Here is a 15,067-nt window from a genome sequence, read left to right on the forward strand (position 1 = left end):
GATAAAATCGTTCCCCAGTCGCAAAGCTTCCTCCCTGCTGAACGATATAATCTCCTTTACCTGGGCTGAAAAATTATTATCCATTTTTAAGTTATTGAGCTTTATACAATAATAACGAATATTTTTGACTTCTGTTTCCGCCACTTTATTAACGGCCGTTAATAAACATTAGTGTTTATGCAAGTCAAAATTGATACCAGAGAAAAATTTCATGCCATTACCATCCAGGATCCCGTTCTTGCTGCTAATATGACAGAAGAGCTCGAGCGGTGTTTATTGCCCATTCTGCAAAAAGAAGTTAAAAACGTGGTTCTCATATTAAAAGACACCAGCGAGCTGGATGATGCTGCTGCTGAAAGCCTGGTTCGCATCCAGCAGAGTTTCTACGATGACAGCGCTTCCTTTGTCATTTGTGAGCTTACACCGGAAGTCGAGAAAGGCCTGGAAGACAACGGCCTTTTGGAACTCATGAACGTCACGCCTACGGAGAGCGAAGCCTGGGATATTGTCCATCTGGAAGAGGTCGAGAGAGAACTGCTAAACGGGCCCGATTGATGCCCGGTCCGGGCCACTACATGGACCCTGCAGGCTTGACGCAAACGAATAAGGACAACGGACAGAAAGTCAGCAATACCTCTGGAAATCAAACAGTTTCTTCATGATCACCTCCTCGGAGCCACCGGTCTCCCAGCCGCTGCGGAACTCATCCTGCGGCAGGTAGGTCGAGGCTCCATCAACGCTGCATATCAACTATCTACGAACCATAACAGCAGATGGTTTGCGAAGTTCAACGAAACCCGCAGTTTTCCGCAGTTATTCGTACGGGAGGCTACGGGTCTTGCCTTACTGCAGTGTAAGCGCATCATCCGCATCCCCGAAACCATCGCCTGCCTTTAGGCCGCCTCGAACCCCAGATCCGGTTGGCCGCCGGTCACCCCGTCCTCATCGATCCCGCGGTCTACTACGGTCACCGCTCCATGGACCTCGCCATGACCACCTCTTCGGCGGCTTCGAAAAGCCCTTCCACGAAGCATACCATCACCATTACCCATTTCCCCCGGATTATCGCAGGCAATGGGATATCTGCAATCTCTACCCGCTCCTCAGAACTTCGCCCTTGCCGCCGGCAAGGCCTCGTTCGGGTCCTTCGCTTTAGCTCGGACCCCTCAACCTTTTCGGCCAAACCTACAAGCCACAAATTTTGAACACAATCCGCAACTATTAACCGCGTTTACACCTATATTCGCTACTATGTTGGCCGTAACCATCTTAGGTAATAACTCCGCTCTGCCCGCTTTTGACCGTCACCCCACGGCCCAGGTCGTCACCATGGAAGACCAGATATTCCTCGTGGACTGCGGCGAAGGAACGCAGATGCAGATGGCCAAATACAAGATCCGCCGCAGCAAGATCAACTATGTCTTCATCTCCCATCTCCATGGCGACCACTACTTCGGACTCGTCGGCATGCTGACCAGCATGGGCTTGCTGGGCCGCACCCAGGAACTCCACATCTTCGCACCGTCCCCCCTCGAAGACATCATCGGCCTGCAGTTGAAGGTCGCCGATATCCAGCTCTCCTACCCCTTGCACTTCCATCCCCTGACGGCAGAAGGAGTCATCGTCCATGAATCGAAATTCGAGGTCAGCTGCTTCCCCGTCTACCACCGCATCGAATGCTGGGGGTTCCGTTTCCGGGAGATCCGCCCCTTCCGCCGGGTCAACCCCGAAAAAGCCCGGCAGATGGAAGTCCCCTCCTCCTTCTTCGACCGCCTCAAATGGGGCGAAAGTTACCTCCGCAAGGATGGCTTCCTGGTCGAAAATCTGACCGTGACCGAACCCGCGGCAAAAGCCCGGTCCTATGCCTATGCCGCTGATACGCTGTTCGACGAACGGATCGCGGAGTACGTAAAAGGCGTGGACCTCCTCTATCACGAGACCACCTACCTCAAAGACCTGAACGAACAGGCCGGCAAACGTTTTCACAGTACGACCACCCAGGCCGCCTTGATCGCCCGAATCGCCGGGGTAGGCCGGTTGATCATCGGTCATTTCAGCTCCAAATACGAGAAGCTGCAGGTCTTCGAACAGGAGGCCCGCGAGATCTTCCCCAATACCGACCTGGCTATGGAAGGCGTCACCTATAGGATATAGCCCGGCTAAATCATGGAATGCACCGGCTTCCCCCGGAGCCACCCCCGCTAACCTGGCAGCAGGAACCCGAGCGAAAAACTCGATTTCACCCCCACCAGCAGCGAATGCAATAGATAGTAGGAGAAATAGCGCTCCGGATCCCGCTTATAATTCACCTTGCCTGTCGCCTTTTCTTTATTCTTCGGAATGATAAAATGCTTCAGCGCAAACGACTTGAACTTATCCTCCTTTCCATTCTTCCTCAATTTCTGGACCACGAGCTCGTGGTATCGTCCGTCTACCTGTCCCGTCGCCCACTCCCGGCTCATCTCAAAATGGAAATCCAGCAGGTTCAGCATGCCCGATTCAAGATGCAGCTTCCCGAGGTTCTCCGCCGGGTTGTTCAGCCGTGTTACATCCAGATCGTGAAAAGCCCCGTCCACCCGGTAGGGCTCGTCCTTATGCAGGGGTATCCTCGTGGTCGCCCGGACGGTACCCGAATTCATCAGCGAACCGTCGGTGGTGAGGGTAAGATAGGCGGGGTCTTCCGCCGCGGGGTGATTGATCAGCGGCTGCAGCGTCGCCGTCATCCGGTAGATCTTCAGCGTCCCCTGTTCTCCGCCGTCCTTTGGCAATTCCTCATAGGTAAAATTCGTCGGGCCGATCCGCACGGTGTGTATCCGCAGCGCCACAGGGAGGGCCCTCAAAGACTCCATCGGCAATGGCTTCACGCCGGGCTCCAGCGGCAGCCGCCGGTCACGAAAGACCCGGATGACATTCTTGTGAACCGCTATAGTCTCCGCCGTGACCCGTTGCTCCCGAAGACCCATGATATCCAGTCCATCCACCGCGATCCCCTCGCTGGTCGCTTCCCAGACGTCCATTTGGTGGCCGTTCTTCTTGCCCATCTGTTCCCGGTCCAGAAGAGGGATCAACCTTAGCGTGTCGAGGCGTAAGGTCCGGTTCTTGCTGTCCAGCTCCATATTGACCAGGTGAACGGCTTCATCCGCTTCGGGTATCCGGCATCGTAACCGGCTTATCCGTAGACGCAGTTCACCGAAACCGACCTTCCCCGCGTCCAACGAGGAATCCGCCTTCCCTGCCTCCATGGAATAAACGGAATCCAGTTCCACGCTCCCTTCCAGCGACAGATGCATCTTTTCTTCGGTAGCCTTGATTCCCTCCACCCGTAGTCGTCGCAAGAGCAGCCGGTGTGTTCTCATCAGTTCGAAAAAATGTATACCTTCAAAAGAGACCCGATCCACCACGGCCTCATAGGCATGGCCGTCCCGCATAAGCCTTACGCTTACTCCATCGAGGCTCATGCTGCCGGTAAGGAGACTGGACTGAAGTGCGGTATAGCTGACGCGCAGGGATGGGGGCAGGGCCTGTAAGGCCGCATCCACTTTTTTCCGGATCATTGCGCCCGCTATGAAATAAGCGGCCAGCAGCAAAATCCCGGCCAGCCCCACAATCCATATTACCCGCTTCCTCATTTTTGCAACGGGATGGGTTAGGCCGAAAATAACCCATCCCTTCTGCAAGGTCTATTAAATGGGTGATCTTCAGCGAAGCTGCTTCGTCGCGCTTCCCCTCGGTCGCAACCTTCGCCATTAGGCTCGGTTGTGGCCAGCGGCCCCGTGGTCCGCTTTTGATGAAGAACGGCGGGCTCAAGCGTGCAGTTGCCTTTCCCTAACCTTTAACGTAATGGTGGATCTTTGCCTGCAGCGCATCGCTCACTGGCACAACCGGCAGGCGCAAATGATTCCCCAGCAGCCCCAATTCATACATGGCCGCCTTGACCCCGGCAGGGTTGTTCTCGGCGAAAAGGAGCTCATACCCTCCGATCAGCCGGTCGTTGAGGGCCTTGGCCTCTTTGAAATGATGATTCAGCGAAAGCCGTACCATCTCTGAAAAGGCCTTGGGGAAGCTGTTGGCGGCAACGCTGATGACCCCGTCCATCCCACAGGCGATCTGCGGCAATGCGAGTGCGTCATCGCCGCTTACGACGAGGAAATGTGCGGGCCGGTCGCGCAGGATCTCCATGCATTGTGCCATGTCCCCGCTCGCTTCCTTGATCCCGGCGATATTTTTCACCTCATGGGCGAGACGGAGCGTAGTCGCGGCGCTTAGATTCCGGCCCGTGCGGCCTGGGACATTATACAGGAGGATGGGCTTCGGCGAAGCTGCCGCAAGCGCCTTATAGTGTTGGAAGAGTCCTTCCTGGGAGGGTTTGCTGTAGTAGGGGCTGGCGCTGAGCACGGCCGTTGCTTTGTCAAGCGGGAACCAGCCCAGTTCTTTTTCCAGTTCGGCCGTATTGTTGCCGCCCACGCCGACGACGACCGGCACCCGGCCGGCTACTTTCTCATACGTGAACAGGATGATATCCCTCTTTTCTTCTTTGGAAAGTGTCGGGGTTTCCCCTGTGGTGCCCATGGTGACGATATACTCTACGCCTCCGTCGATGACGTAGTCGATAACCTTTTCCAGAGCGGGATAGTCGATATTAAAATTAGCTGCAAACGGTGTTACAATTGCCACCCCGGTTCCCCGGAGTTGTTGTACGAGAGACATTGCTATGTAGTATTAAGCGGTAATGAATTTGAAAAAGATCATGTCTGCTGGGGTTCGGTCCGGGATCTCCCGTTCCTGCTCCTTCGCATCCATGCTGCTCTTTCAGCCGGTCGGCATCAACCTCATCGGCTCCGGTCGCAGCGATCCGGGTTCGGCCCTTGTCGCTTCGGGAATGGTTTTGTTGGTGTTTGTTTTGCTGAACTTCGCCCTTGCCATCGGCAGCGCCTCGTTCGCAAATTTCGCTACGTTTGTTCGTAGCTTAGGCCGGCACCTCATTCCAGAAGCCCATCTTGCCGAACTTCACGATCCGCTTCTCGATCCTTTCCTCGGGGCTGTATTGCCGCAGCTCTTCGATGGTTTCGATCAGCTTCGGCTTCAGCAGATTTGCCGCCTCCGCATAGTCCCAGTGGGCTCCCCCCAATGGCTCGGGAACGATCGTGTCGATAAGCCCGAACTGGAACATATTGTCGGGCGTCAGCCGCAGTTCTTCGGCCGCTTTCTCTTTCTGATCCCAGCTCCGCCACAGGATCGAGCTGCAATTCTCGGGCGAGATGACCGTATACCAGGAATTCTCCAGCATAAAGACCCGGTCTCCGACCCCGATCCCCAGGGCGCCGCCCGATGCGCCCTCCCCGATGACCACGCAGATCACCGGCACTCTCAGCCGCATCATCTCGTAGATATTGCGGGCAATCGCCTCACCCTGTCCTCTTTCTTCTGCTTCCATGCCGGGATACGCGCCCGGTGTATCGATGAGAGTGATGATCGGCTTGTCGAACTTCTCGGCCATCTTCATCAGCCGCAGTGCCTTCCGGTATCCTTCCGGGTTAGCCATCCCAAAATTCCGCAGCTGCCGCATCTTGGTGTTGGCCCCCTTCTGCTGCCCGATCATCATCACCGTCTGTCCATCCAGCTGCGCAAATCCGCCCACCATCGCTTTGTCGTCCCGCACATTCCGGTCCCCGAAAAGCTCGATGAAGTTGGTGCACATCTTATCGACATACTTCAAGGTATAAGGCCGGTCGGGATGCCGGCTCAGCTGCACCTTTTGCCAGGGCGTCAGATGCTGGGTGATCTCCTTTCGCTTCTCGATAACCTGGTCCTCCAGTTTCCGGATCGAATCGCTCAGATCCACCTTCGTCTTCTCGGCGGTCTGTTTCAACTTTTCGATTTCTTCAAAAAGCTCTTTGATAGGTCTTTCAAAGTCCAGGAACTGGCGGTTTTTTGCTTGAGGCATGTTCTTCACGATGTATTACAATTGCGCCAAAATTAAGGGAACCAAATTTTCCATAAAAGTTTTGTTGGAGAAAATCAAAATTCTCCTATCTTTGCCATCCCGAAAAACGACTGGGTTCCCGGCCTCAACCCCCGGAAAAACCCTCAGAAGTTCGGCGGTTGGATCGGTAGTTCAGTTGGTTAGAATGCCGCCCTGTCACGGCGGAGGTCGCGGGTTCGAGTCCCGTCCGGTCCGCGAAGAAAGGTTCACAGCAATGTGAGCCTTTCTTATTTGCATCCTCCACACACTCACACCTTTGATTTTCAAGTAACTATAACAAAGGGTCACTTTTCCCCATTCTAGATATCTCCACTAAATTGGCGACTAAAAATCGATGCACCATGCGCAAGCTTTGAGAAAAAATCCGGGTAACAAAAAACCGCCCGAAGGCGGTCGATTATCAATAAGATAAATCAATTTTACTTGCTGCGCGGCGGCTTACCCTTACCGGCATCACGAATTTTCGCTACAAATACCACAGAAACTCCCAATAATGAAGCGATCTTTTCGTCGGAAAACTCCGAATTGGCAATCAATTTTTTGACAGACTTTTCACGTTCCGTCTTGACGCCTTTTTTACGCCCATTCTCCTCCGCCCGGCGCTCATTGATTACCCTCACTGCTTGAAGCATATTCATAGTATACCGTTTATTTTTTTGTCTGTCTACGTGATCTCCAAAGATACGATTAGTCGCCGGATTTTTAAACACGATGTAGTTGTTCAAAAACCTCAATAAAGCCCACACTTTCCGCCGCGGCAGATCCTTCATTTCCAGTAGCGCCGTCGCCATTTCTTTTTTCAGTTCCAGCATGTTTCGTTCAGATAGCTTTCCTACAAGCATGGCGCGCCTGGCGATCAACACGACCCGGGCAAACGGATTACTACTGACCGTCAATTCCTCATCTTTATACCCGTCGATCCGCAGCACGTTGTATTTAAAGGACAACTCAGTTCCAAGAAAACTATGTTCATAACTATCCGGCACCCGATGCCCGTCCTTCCCCGTCAGGATTGCCACTGCCGTTATAGGACATTGCCAGCGATCCAGGATCCGATAATAATATTGGAACATGCGCGACGAAAATCCCGGCTCAGCCTTTCCCTGTACTTCCAGGTGAACAAGTAGCCATTCCGAGCCGCCGTCGCGACGAAAGACCCTAACTAATTTATCGACCAGCCGGGTAGTCGAAGGCTTTTGCGGTTCCGGATACAATTGTGCCAGCTCCTTATCCAAAAAAACACATCTTCGGCGAAGATCAAATACCTCGTCGGCAGCCGGGAACACAAATCGTAACAGGTCGTCGAAGACTTCCTCAATAACTCCCTTCCAGAGAATATCTCTATCCGTTCTCATCACTATTCATTTTTCGAATACTCATTATCCGATTCATGACCTGTGAACTACATCGGCTTCAATGCCGGAAAAGAAGACATGAGGGGGAAACATGAAGGAGATCACAAAGATACGACAGCGGTAATAATAGCCAAATTATTTAGTATAAATTCTTAAAACTTTATAGACTATCCATTGCAGAAAGTTTCCTTCTACTTCCAATTATTGTGCGCTACTTTAATGTCGTGCAACATTGACCGGGCCCGTCCGATCCGCGAAGCAAGGTTCACAGCAATGTGAGCCTTTCTTATTTTTACAGCTTCGGCCATTTATTGTATACTGTATCGTAATTATAAATCCTCCGTATGGCAGAACCTGCACAATTTGAAGAAAAGGAATACGAAGAGCCTTTGAATCTCGAATTGCTCGTAGATCCCCGGAATGCCTTTTGGCCTCCGGGCCAGGTCTTGGAAAAACACTTCGGATTTGACGCGACGCTTTTCTCAAGCCATCCCATCCTTTGGCCCTTGTTAGGAAATGCCGCGCCGCTGCCCGGAGTTCCGTTAAACCGGGTAAACTGGGATGCGGTTTGGAAATCCCTCGGTCGCCCCCCCCATGCCTTCTTTTAAAACAAATCTTTTTATCCAGGTCAAGCGCCCGGAACACCGAAAGGGTCCCCATAACGGCTACAGGAAATTAGGAATACCCGGGCATATTGGCAATTTCCCCTCACCCTCCATCAGCAGGCAGCTCTCGAATCCGTCGCCCGTTGCCTTGGAAATCGCGCAGCAGTCTGCTACGCCAGCCCTGCCTTTCGTACTCTTGAGCGATTATTTGAGCATCAGGAAAAGCGCCAGTTAGTCGCAAATTCTAATTTTGTGCAGGTACAGCGCTTGACCGGTCACGAGTGGTGGATTTATGACAAGCCGGGCAGCACCGGCATTGCACACTCCACTCCTCAAAAGATCGAAGATATTCCCTTCGGCCGGCTGCTGGCCGATTTGCGCGAAAACAGCTCCAGGGAAGATGACCCCTTCCGGAACCTGTTATCTCTTCAATATACGCTGGAAGAAGGGATGACCGAATTACCTGGCGACCACCCGATCGCGTTGGAATTCAAACGAAGGAGGGAAACGATCCTCATCAGCAGTGGACTTGGCGATACCGAGAGAAATGCCTTAGCCGCTTCAGCCTGGTTGATTGTTAATACCTTTTGCACCCTTACTAAAACAAATTGGCATATTCTTTCCTGACAGGAGTTCTATCTGCGCTAACCCTTCATCCACCGCTTCCCCACCCGGGAAGCCGAAAACTCAACCACCTCAAACTTCGCCAACCTCCTTTTCAAAAAAGGCTCCTGTTTCATTATCCCCTCTATCGCCGCCCGGTCTTTCCCGGCAGCGATGATCACCCCTCCCTTCCTCGGCACCTGGCGGCCGCTAACCAGAAACACACCCTTTTTATAATGCTTGTCTAAAAAGGCCAGATGTGCCGGCATAGCGGCATCGATCTTTTCCAGCGGCGCCACATACCGAAGCAGGATCACAAAAAGCGAAGGCGCCGACCCTTCATGTCCGTCAGCAACCTTTTCCCGGGCAGCCGCTTTTTCCTGTTCCTTCTCTGCCCTCCGCGCGGCAGCCGCCTGCCGGTGATCCTCAGCAGCCTTTTTCCGGGCAGCCGCCTTTTCCTCTCTGTGTCTCAAGGCAACCGCTTTTTTTGCAATCTCTTCCCGCCTTCTCTGTGCATCAACCACCGTCTTCCGATGTCCAGCCGTCTGTCGGCTGCGTCCACCCCCCACCCTCCGCCGCACCAACTCTCTTCTTTTTACCAGTCTCGCCACAGCAGGATCCACGCCAAACGCAGAAGCCGTTGTCCCACCCAATTTTCGCAGCATCGCCCTGCCGGCGCCGGCAGCCTTCGGATGTTCCTTTAGCCAGCCCGCCTGCGCAACCTTATCCCGCGCCGTATATTCTTCCAGCGCCCCATCGATCACCTGCAGCTCCTTCCGATATTCTTTCATCTTCCGGTAGATGACGAGCAGCCGCGCAACCGCATCAGGGTCGGCCGGGTCCTGCTCAACTATTCTCTGGTAGGTCAAAGCGGCCTCTTCCGGCTGCCCCGCCTGCTCCTGCTGCTTTCCAGTCGCCAGAAGTTGTCCTCGGCCCTTTATTGCTTTCATAATATCCTTTCCACCTAAAACCCCATGCCAAGCTGCTTCATCCCGCCCCAGCCCGTTTGCCGGTATATTCTCTCCCCCGACACAGCTGTATCTCCCTCACCATCTCAAAATATTCGTAGTATGCCAATTTACTGCATTGTAAATGGCTGACGGCCGCGGACACCTATCGAAGGGATTGTTTGGTTCAGCAGAGAAGGACGAGCCGGCTTATAACATCAAGATATACTGAGAATACGGGCGTAATATTCAAATATGACCCGCCCATCCCGATGCCCGGTATGATAACACAAATTTTACTTGCTCCGTGCAATCTTTACCTTTCCGGCATTGCGCAGCCTCTTCACAAAAGCAACCGAAACTCTCATTAGCGAGGCGATCTTTTCATCGGAGAGCCTGGTTTCGGCAATCAGCTTTTTGACAAGCGTCTCCCGCTCTTCTTTACGCCCTTCCTCTCTCGCCCGGCGTTTCTGTACCTCCCTCACCGCTTCAAGCATATTCATAGAATTCCATTTATTTTTTAGTCTCTCAACACGCTCTCCAAAGATACGATTTGTCTCCGGGTTCTTAAACACAAGGTAGTTGTTGAGAAAATTCAATATCGCCCAAACCTTCCTCCTCGGCAGATCTTTCATCGCCAATAGTGCCGTCGCCATCTCTTTTTTTAGTTCCAGCATCCGCCCCTCAGTCATCTTCCCCATCAGCAATGCACGCCTCGCGATCAGCATCACCCGCGCAAACGGATTGGCACTCTTAGCCAGTTCTTCCTCTTTATAAGCCCCAACCCTCAAAACATTGTATTTGAAAGTCAGCTCAGTACCCAGAAACCGATGCTCGTACCGATCCGGCACCCGATGACCGTCAGCCCCGGTCAGGATCGCCACAGCCGTTATTGGACATCGCCAGCGATCCAGGATGCGGTAATAATATTGGAACATCCGCGCAGGAAATCCCGATTCGGCCCTTCCCTGTACTTCCAAATGAACAAGCAACCACTCCGCGCTGCCATCCCGCCGGTAGACCTTAACCAGTTTATCGGCCAGCCGCGTGGCTGATGGCTTTTGTGGCTCCGGGTATAATTGCGCCAACTCCTTATCCAAAAAGATGAACTTCCGCCTCAGATCAAACACCTCATCAGCAGCCGGGAATACAAATCGCAACAGGTCGTCGAAGACTTCCTCAATAATTCCCTTCCACAGAATATCTCTATCTGCTCTCATCACAAAGCCATTTTTCGAATACTCATTATCCGATCCGTGAACTGGGAAATACCTCGACCGTAACGGCCGGCAAAGAAAACTTACGTAGGAAACACGCAAAGGAGAATACAAAAATACAACAACGCAGCAATTAGCCAAATTATTTAGTACGCAGTACCGAAAACAGGTGTTTTTACTCTTCCCTGCTCTTCCCGAATAACCTAACTTCCTGTTCGTAAAACACCCCCGACATGCGCATAGTTCCATCGTCAGCCCTCCTCGGAGCCACGCTATCTCTCATCTCGCTGCTGCCGCTCAAAACAAAAGCCCAGCACGCCATCACCATCAAACACACCTACTATACCAATCTCTTCGACACCCTTCAATGTTCCGAGATCCAGGGTTTCTATGTCCAAACGAAAGAACGCGCTGCCATCTCCCTCGACAAAACAAAAAAGATTAAGCGCCCCTCCTCCTTTACAATCGATCCCGCCACACCTTCCGCTTGTCAATTCAGCTACCCTTCCAACTATACCACCTACAACAAAAAGTTTGAGGCCACCGACCTGAACAACCGCCTCGACAAAGGACATATCAACCCCTACCAGGCCTTCAATTTCGATGACACCGCTTCAAAAGAAAGCATGTACTACACAAATGTCTGCCCCCAGATATCCTGGTTTAACGAACACCAATGGCAAGGCGTCGAGATGTATATCATAAAAACGGTCGCCCCGGAATTCGGCGATGTCAAGGTCTGGACCGGCGTACTCGTCAGTACCGCCCATCCCCGCAAAGCAGGCAAACTATTCATCCCCGATTATTACTGGAAAATTATCGGCTACCAGAAGAACGGTCAGCCCATCCAGGAAGCATGGCTGGGAAAGAACCGGCCCGCCAACACCAGCACCGACCCCGACGCCATCCGCATCGACACCGCCAACCTGAAACGCATCATCCGCCAGTACTATCCCAATTTTTCATTTGACTTCTAGGCCCGCGGCATGATCATTTCAAAACGGTGAAATAATAATATATTCCCGCCATCCCGATCTTGAAGTTCTGGCTTTCTTCCGCGCTGGCATGCGCGGGGAAATAGTATAAAGCCTCCAATTTGTGCCTGCCGCTTTCTATCCCAGCGCCCATGTTGAAGTTGGGCAGGCCGCCTACCAGAGAGGCTAACTTTTCACTTCCTTGTCCATTTTCTGAGATCGGCACCCCGCTATTAAAGCCTACAGTATGAGACGTCCAGTCATTCACGAGGTATACATTTTTTTTGCCTACTCCCATGGAAAGTCCGGCCTTAAGATAAAACTGTACACGACTGCTGGGATTCAGCGTATAGGCTGCATAAAAATTACCCACGATCATGGTATTCGTCACCGACAAATTTTCCGCAACCGTCTCTATATACCAGGCATTGAGATCACGCACGTCTGCTACCGAGTCAGTTTGGTGGCCGGTGCCGGCATAGTGGTCATACGCAATGGAAAGACCAAGCTTAAGACCCCCAAAGCGGCCGCCCGTCACATACTGAAAATTTACCCCACCTGAAAAGGAAGTCGAAGAGCCGATCTTCCCATAGGTAGGGAACTGCCCCTCCGGCTCACCAGAAAAAAAGTGCGCCACGCCACCCCCGAAAAGGTCCATCTGAAAATGACCGGCATCTCTTTTCGTGACTTTCACCACACCGTGCTTTTCATTGAGGATATTCACCAGCGAAGAGATATCCGAACCATAGACTGCAGCATATATTTTTCTCTTGTACCTGTCTAACATCTCTTCCTCCAGAAAGATCCCGGCCAGGAAATTGACATATTGCCGGTCCTCCTTTATTTCACCCTCCTTATTCGAGACCCGGTACACCAGTTCATTCACCACGCCTTTATCCTTTTGGAGAAAATAGTTCTTTCTTTGAGCCAGGTCCAGTTCGTAAAGCCGGTAAGGCCCGTTTACGACCACTTTCAGAAAGACCGTCCTGGTTACCGTACTGTCCATAAATTTTTCCGGCAGTTCGGTACCTTCAGTAGGGTTAATATGGTAGGAAACTGTGGAAGAGGTATAATCGGCATAACCCGGGACTCCAAACCCCTGGATATCGCCCGCGACAAATGTCTTTTTTTCATTCTTGATCTCGACCTCGATGGTTTCGGGATTTTTGTACCAATCTCCATAGTCGATCGAACAAAGAACAGTGTCGCCAGTTTTAGTAATAATATAGCCGGGGAAAAGTTTCGAAGCAGCGTGGATCGTCGAACAAAAAAGGGTTAATAAGGATACGAAGAGGATCCTGTTGACAAAGAACATGATGTGAGTTTAGAGGTTACTAGTTAGGTTGGGTTAAAAATCGCCCCAATATAGAAGAATAAGTTGAGGTTCGCAACAATTCCCCTCTCACTGCAATGCGCTCATCATCTGCATAGCCCCGCAACGCCTCATCTTCAGCATGAACTGGTTCAACTTTTTTGTCCGGGCAGGCGGATAACTTTGCCAGTCTTCCTTTACGTCTTCAAAATCAATATTGCTCATGCAAAACTCCACAAAACAATTGTTCGCCCCCCTTCCCCTCCGCCTCATCATCGGCGCGGGATTCATGGCTCACGGCTGGGCTAAGATAAGCCGCGGTACATCGGGTTTCGAAAAACTCCTGGCGCTCCAGGGCGTCCCCCTCCCGCATATAAATGGTATGGTCGGCCCCTATGTGGAATTGCTCGGAGGCCTGGCGATCCTCCTCGGCGCCTATGTATCGATCACCGCTATCCCACTCATATTTACCATGCTCGTCGCCACGTTCTTCGTTCAGGGCCACTATGGCTTTAGTTCGGTAAAGACCATCGGCCTCACACCTACCGGCCCCCTCTTCGGACCGCCGGGATACGAGATCAATCTGCTGTACATAGCCGGTCTGATCACCCTGATGCTCACCGGTGCCGGCATCTTCTCCATCGACGCGTCGCGGCAGAAAAAGCACCGTGCTACGTAACGGAAAAGCAGCGTGCTACTTATCAAAAAGCCCCGTAAAATTTAAAGGTATTTCAGCCATCTATTCCCGGGATGCATTCTTTTATACTGCTCATACCGGCGGCAGATCAGGTAAAGAATTACTTCCAACCCGATAAACACCCCATAAAGCAACGGTAAATGCCAGCGTAACGCCTCCGGCAGGCCGCAGAAGGGCGCGGTCAGGTAATGACCTTGCAGGCTCTCCCCCGTCCTCACCCAATTCACCAGCAACGCCGTAGAATGGATCAGCAGAATATGCAGGATATAGTAAAACAGCGGCACCCGCCCAAACGTCGTTAGCACATCGGCCAGCCAACCCCTGGCCCTCTCCGCATAAGGCATCAGCGCGATCAGCGGCCCCAGGGTCATCAAAAGAAATAGCAGGGAAGGCGGATATTTTTGCTGGCCCAGCAGCCGGTAAAGAAAGGAAAGAAAAGCCGGTGGGCCCGAGGAAAACTGTCCCGAAACGGGCTGCCCCGAAGAGATCTGTCCCGAAGCCCCTCCCGCCCCATGTCGCGCCGCCACGACACTACCCGCAACCAAAAACGCCCCGATCGCCAGCAGACCGATCCATCGGCACAACCGGTCGCGCCGCGAAGCCTCCATCTTTAGAAAGGCCCCAAACCCATATCCGGCCATCATCACGCCAATCCATGGAACAACAACATACAGCACATTGATCCCACCCGGAGCTTCCTCACTGACCGGATAGATGAAATTCCACCACGTCCAGGTCATCGGCGCCAGCCCAAACACCCACTGGAAGAGGATTATCGCCAGCCCCGCCACCCCGATAACCCGCAACGGCAGCCAGATAACGGCCGCCATCAGCACCATACACCAACCCAGCATCCAAATTACGCCCGCCATCATAAAGCCGGTAAGATGGATATTAAATGCCCAAAACAATCGGATCACCGTCATCTCCAACACCACCAGCCAAAGCCCCCGCGTAAGTAAGTATCGGGCAAGCGTCGCTTTATCTCCAACCCCTAACCCCATTGTGTCTCCATTCTCAACCGTCTTTCTATTTCCAGTGTCTAACCCCGCTCCGTCTCCCTTCACTAACCCCCTTCTGTCCCTCGTCCTCTGCCCATATAAAAACACCGAAACCCCCGCAAAAAAGACAAACCCCGAAACGCAGAAATGCGTCACCCACCGGGTAAAAAAAAACGCCGGATCAGGCCCCCCGGCCGGAATCCCCGCATATACCCGGATATGATCTATCGCCATCAATACCATCACCACCCCGCGAAGCAGGTCGATGGAACGAATACGCGTTGAAAGGCTCATATCCTGAATATAACCCACCCCTTCCCACCAAAAAAAGTTTTTTGACGGACGACCGAACTACCAGGCCATCCGGCGGATA

General features: G+C 52.5%; 16 protein-coding genes and 1 tRNA gene. 8 read left to right on the forward strand and 9 right to left on the reverse strand.

Features of this window, described 5'->3' with window-relative positions; genetic code table 11:
* Window positions 1-177 precede the first annotated feature (177 nt).
* The 4 genes from VGM48_RS19875 to VGM48_RS19885 all read left to right on the forward strand — a co-directional run bounded on the left by VGM48_RS19875 (window position 178) and on the right by VGM48_RS19885 (window position 2,154).
* Window positions 178-555, forward strand: a complete 378-nt coding sequence (locus tag VGM48_RS19875) for an STAS domain-containing protein (RefSeq protein ID WP_331582179.1) — start codon at window positions 178-180, stop codon at window positions 553-555.
* A 153-nt stretch (window positions 556-708) separates the two neighbouring features.
* Window positions 709-897: a fructosamine kinase family protein gene (locus tag VGM48_RS25635; RefSeq protein ID WP_414711258.1), complete on the forward strand. Its 189-nt coding sequence runs from the start codon at window positions 709-711 to the stop codon at window positions 895-897.
* 23 nt (window positions 898-920) lie between these two features.
* Window positions 921-1,205 (forward strand): fructosamine kinase family protein, encoded by a 285-nt coding sequence (locus tag VGM48_RS25640; protein ID WP_414711257.1) that lies wholly within the window; start codon window positions 921-923, stop codon window positions 1,203-1,205.
* Between the two features lie 46 nt (window positions 1,206-1,251).
* Window positions 1,252-2,154, forward strand: coding sequence for a ribonuclease Z (locus tag VGM48_RS19885; RefSeq protein WP_331582181.1), 903 nt, complete (start codon window positions 1,252-1,254; stop codon window positions 2,152-2,154).
* A 47-nt stretch (window positions 2,155-2,201) separates the two neighbouring features.
* Here the strand turns inward: VGM48_RS19885 and VGM48_RS19890 are convergent, their stop codons facing one another.
* The 3 genes from VGM48_RS19890 to VGM48_RS19900 form a co-directional block, all read right to left on the reverse strand.
* On the reverse strand, window positions 2,202-3,554 hold the full coding sequence (locus tag VGM48_RS19890; RefSeq protein ID WP_331582182.1) for a hypothetical protein: 1,353 nt from the start codon (window positions 3,552-3,554) through the stop codon (window positions 2,202-2,204).
* Window positions 3,555-3,825: 271 nt separating this feature from the next.
* Window positions 3,826-4,707: a 4-hydroxy-tetrahydrodipicolinate synthase gene (gene dapA / locus VGM48_RS19895; RefSeq protein ID WP_331582183.1), complete on the reverse strand. Its 882-nt coding sequence runs from the start codon at window positions 4,705-4,707 to the stop codon at window positions 3,826-3,828.
* 259 nt (window positions 4,708-4,966) lie between these two features.
* Window positions 4,967-5,944 carry an acetyl-CoA carboxylase carboxyltransferase subunit alpha gene (locus VGM48_RS19900; protein WP_331582184.1) on the reverse strand — a complete coding sequence of 326 codons (978 nt, stop codon included), beginning with the start codon at window positions 5,942-5,944 and terminating at the stop codon, window positions 4,967-4,969.
* A gap of 160 nt (window positions 5,945-6,104) precedes the next feature.
* On the opposite strand from VGM48_RS19900, the gene VGM48_RS19905 reads away from it, so the two are divergent.
* Window positions 6,105-6,178, forward strand: a tRNA-Asp gene (locus VGM48_RS19905).
* A 224-nt stretch (window positions 6,179-6,402) separates the two neighbouring features.
* Here VGM48_RS19905 and VGM48_RS19910 read toward each other — a convergent pair.
* Window positions 6,403-7,338: a hypothetical protein gene (locus VGM48_RS19910; RefSeq protein ID WP_331582185.1), complete on the reverse strand. Its 936-nt coding sequence runs from the start codon at window positions 7,336-7,338 to the stop codon at window positions 6,403-6,405.
* A gap of 857 nt (window positions 7,339-8,195) precedes the next feature.
* Between VGM48_RS19910 and VGM48_RS19915 the strand changes: the two genes are divergently transcribed.
* On the forward strand, window positions 8,196-8,570 hold the full coding sequence (locus VGM48_RS19915) for a hypothetical protein (protein ID WP_331582186.1): 375 nt from the start codon (window positions 8,196-8,198) through the stop codon (window positions 8,568-8,570).
* Window positions 8,571-8,587: 17 nt separating this feature from the next.
* Here the strand turns inward: VGM48_RS19915 and VGM48_RS19920 are convergent, their stop codons facing one another.
* Together VGM48_RS19920 and VGM48_RS19925 are read right to left on the reverse strand one after the other, a co-directional pair.
* On the reverse strand, window positions 8,588-9,496 hold the full coding sequence (locus tag VGM48_RS19920; protein ID WP_331582187.1) for a YciI family protein: 909 nt from the start codon (window positions 9,494-9,496) through the stop codon (window positions 8,588-8,590).
* Between the two features lie 293 nt (window positions 9,497-9,789).
* Window positions 9,790-10,716, reverse strand: a complete 927-nt coding sequence (locus tag VGM48_RS19925) for a hypothetical protein (RefSeq protein ID WP_331582188.1) — start codon at window positions 10,714-10,716, stop codon at window positions 9,790-9,792.
* A 227-nt stretch (window positions 10,717-10,943) separates the two neighbouring features.
* Here VGM48_RS19925 and VGM48_RS19930 point away from each other — a divergent pair, with 227 nt between their 5' ends.
* Entirely contained in the window at window positions 10,944-11,687 is a 744-nt protein-coding gene (locus tag VGM48_RS19930) for a DNA/RNA non-specific endonuclease (protein ID WP_331582189.1), read from the forward strand.
* A 13-nt stretch (window positions 11,688-11,700) separates the two neighbouring features.
* Here the strand turns inward: VGM48_RS19930 and VGM48_RS19935 are convergent, their stop codons facing one another.
* A complete protein-coding gene (locus tag VGM48_RS19935) occupies window positions 11,701-12,999 on the reverse strand; it encodes a hypothetical protein (protein ID WP_331582190.1) in 1,299 nt (432 codons plus the stop codon).
* A gap of 87 nt (window positions 13,000-13,086) precedes the next feature.
* Window positions 13,087-13,221 carry a hypothetical protein gene (locus tag VGM48_RS19940; protein WP_331582191.1) on the reverse strand — a complete coding sequence of 45 codons (135 nt, stop codon included), beginning with the start codon at window positions 13,219-13,221 and terminating at the stop codon, window positions 13,087-13,089.
* Between VGM48_RS19940 and VGM48_RS19945 the strand changes: the two genes are divergently transcribed.
* On the forward strand, window positions 13,220-13,675 hold the full coding sequence (locus tag VGM48_RS19945) for a DoxX family protein (protein WP_331582192.1): 456 nt from the start codon (window positions 13,220-13,222) through the stop codon (window positions 13,673-13,675). The two genes, VGM48_RS19940 and VGM48_RS19945, sit on opposite strands and share 2 nt — an antisense overlap.
* Before the next feature lie 41 nt (window positions 13,676-13,716).
* Here VGM48_RS19945 and VGM48_RS19950 read toward each other — a convergent pair whose 3' ends face one another.
* Window positions 13,717-14,988: a DUF1624 domain-containing protein gene (locus VGM48_RS19950; RefSeq protein WP_331582193.1), complete on the reverse strand. Its 1,272-nt coding sequence runs from the start codon at window positions 14,986-14,988 to the stop codon at window positions 13,717-13,719.
* Window positions 14,989-15,067: the final 79 nt, after the last annotated feature.

It is taken from the genome of Puia sp., from assembly GCF_036500295.1.
In the GTDB taxonomy this organism is placed as follows: domain Bacteria; phylum Bacteroidota; class Bacteroidia; order Chitinophagales; family Chitinophagaceae; genus Puia.

Bases quoted from the DNA above. Each gene is read 5' to 3' on its own strand.
- VGM48_RS19935 (WP_331582190.1), bottom strand. From the start codon at position 12,999: ATGTTCTTTGTCAACAGGATCCTCTTCGTATCCTTATTAACCCTTTTT.
- VGM48_RS19890 (WP_331582182.1), bottom strand. From the start codon at position 3,554: ATGATCCGGAAAAAAGTGGATGCGGCCTTACAGGCCCTGCCCCCATCC.
- VGM48_RS19900 (WP_331582184.1), bottom strand. From the start codon at position 5,944: ATGCCTCAAGCAAAAAACCGCCAGTTCCTGGACTTTGAAAGACCTATC.
- VGM48_RS19910 (WP_331582185.1), bottom strand. From the start codon at position 7,338: ATGAGAACGGATAGAGATATTCTCTGGAAGGGAGTTATTGAGGAAGTC.
- VGM48_RS19930 (WP_331582189.1), top strand. From the start codon at position 10,944: ATGCGCATAGTTCCATCGTCAGCCCTCCTCGGAGCCACGCTATCTCTC.
- VGM48_RS19945 (WP_331582192.1), top strand. From the start codon at position 13,220: ATGCAAAACTCCACAAAACAATTGTTCGCCCCCCTTCCCCTCCGCCTC.
- VGM48_RS19885 (WP_331582181.1), top strand. From the start codon at position 1,252: ATGTTGGCCGTAACCATCTTAGGTAATAACTCCGCTCTGCCCGCTTTT.
- VGM48_RS19950 (WP_331582193.1), bottom strand. From the start codon at position 14,988: ATGAGCCTTTCAACGCGTATTCGTTCCATCGACCTGCTTCGCGGGGTG.
- dapA (WP_331582183.1), bottom strand. From the start codon at position 4,707: ATGTCTCTCGTACAACAACTCCGGGGAACCGGGGTGGCAATTGTAACA.
- VGM48_RS19940 (WP_331582191.1), bottom strand. From the start codon at position 13,221: ATGAGCAATATTGATTTTGAAGACGTAAAGGAAGACTGGCAAAGTTAT.
- VGM48_RS19920 (WP_331582187.1), bottom strand. From the start codon at position 9,496: ATGAAAGCAATAAAGGGCCGAGGACAACTTCTGGCGACTGGAAAGCAG.
- VGM48_RS19875 (WP_331582179.1), top strand. From the start codon at position 178: ATGCAAGTCAAAATTGATACCAGAGAAAAATTTCATGCCATTACCATC.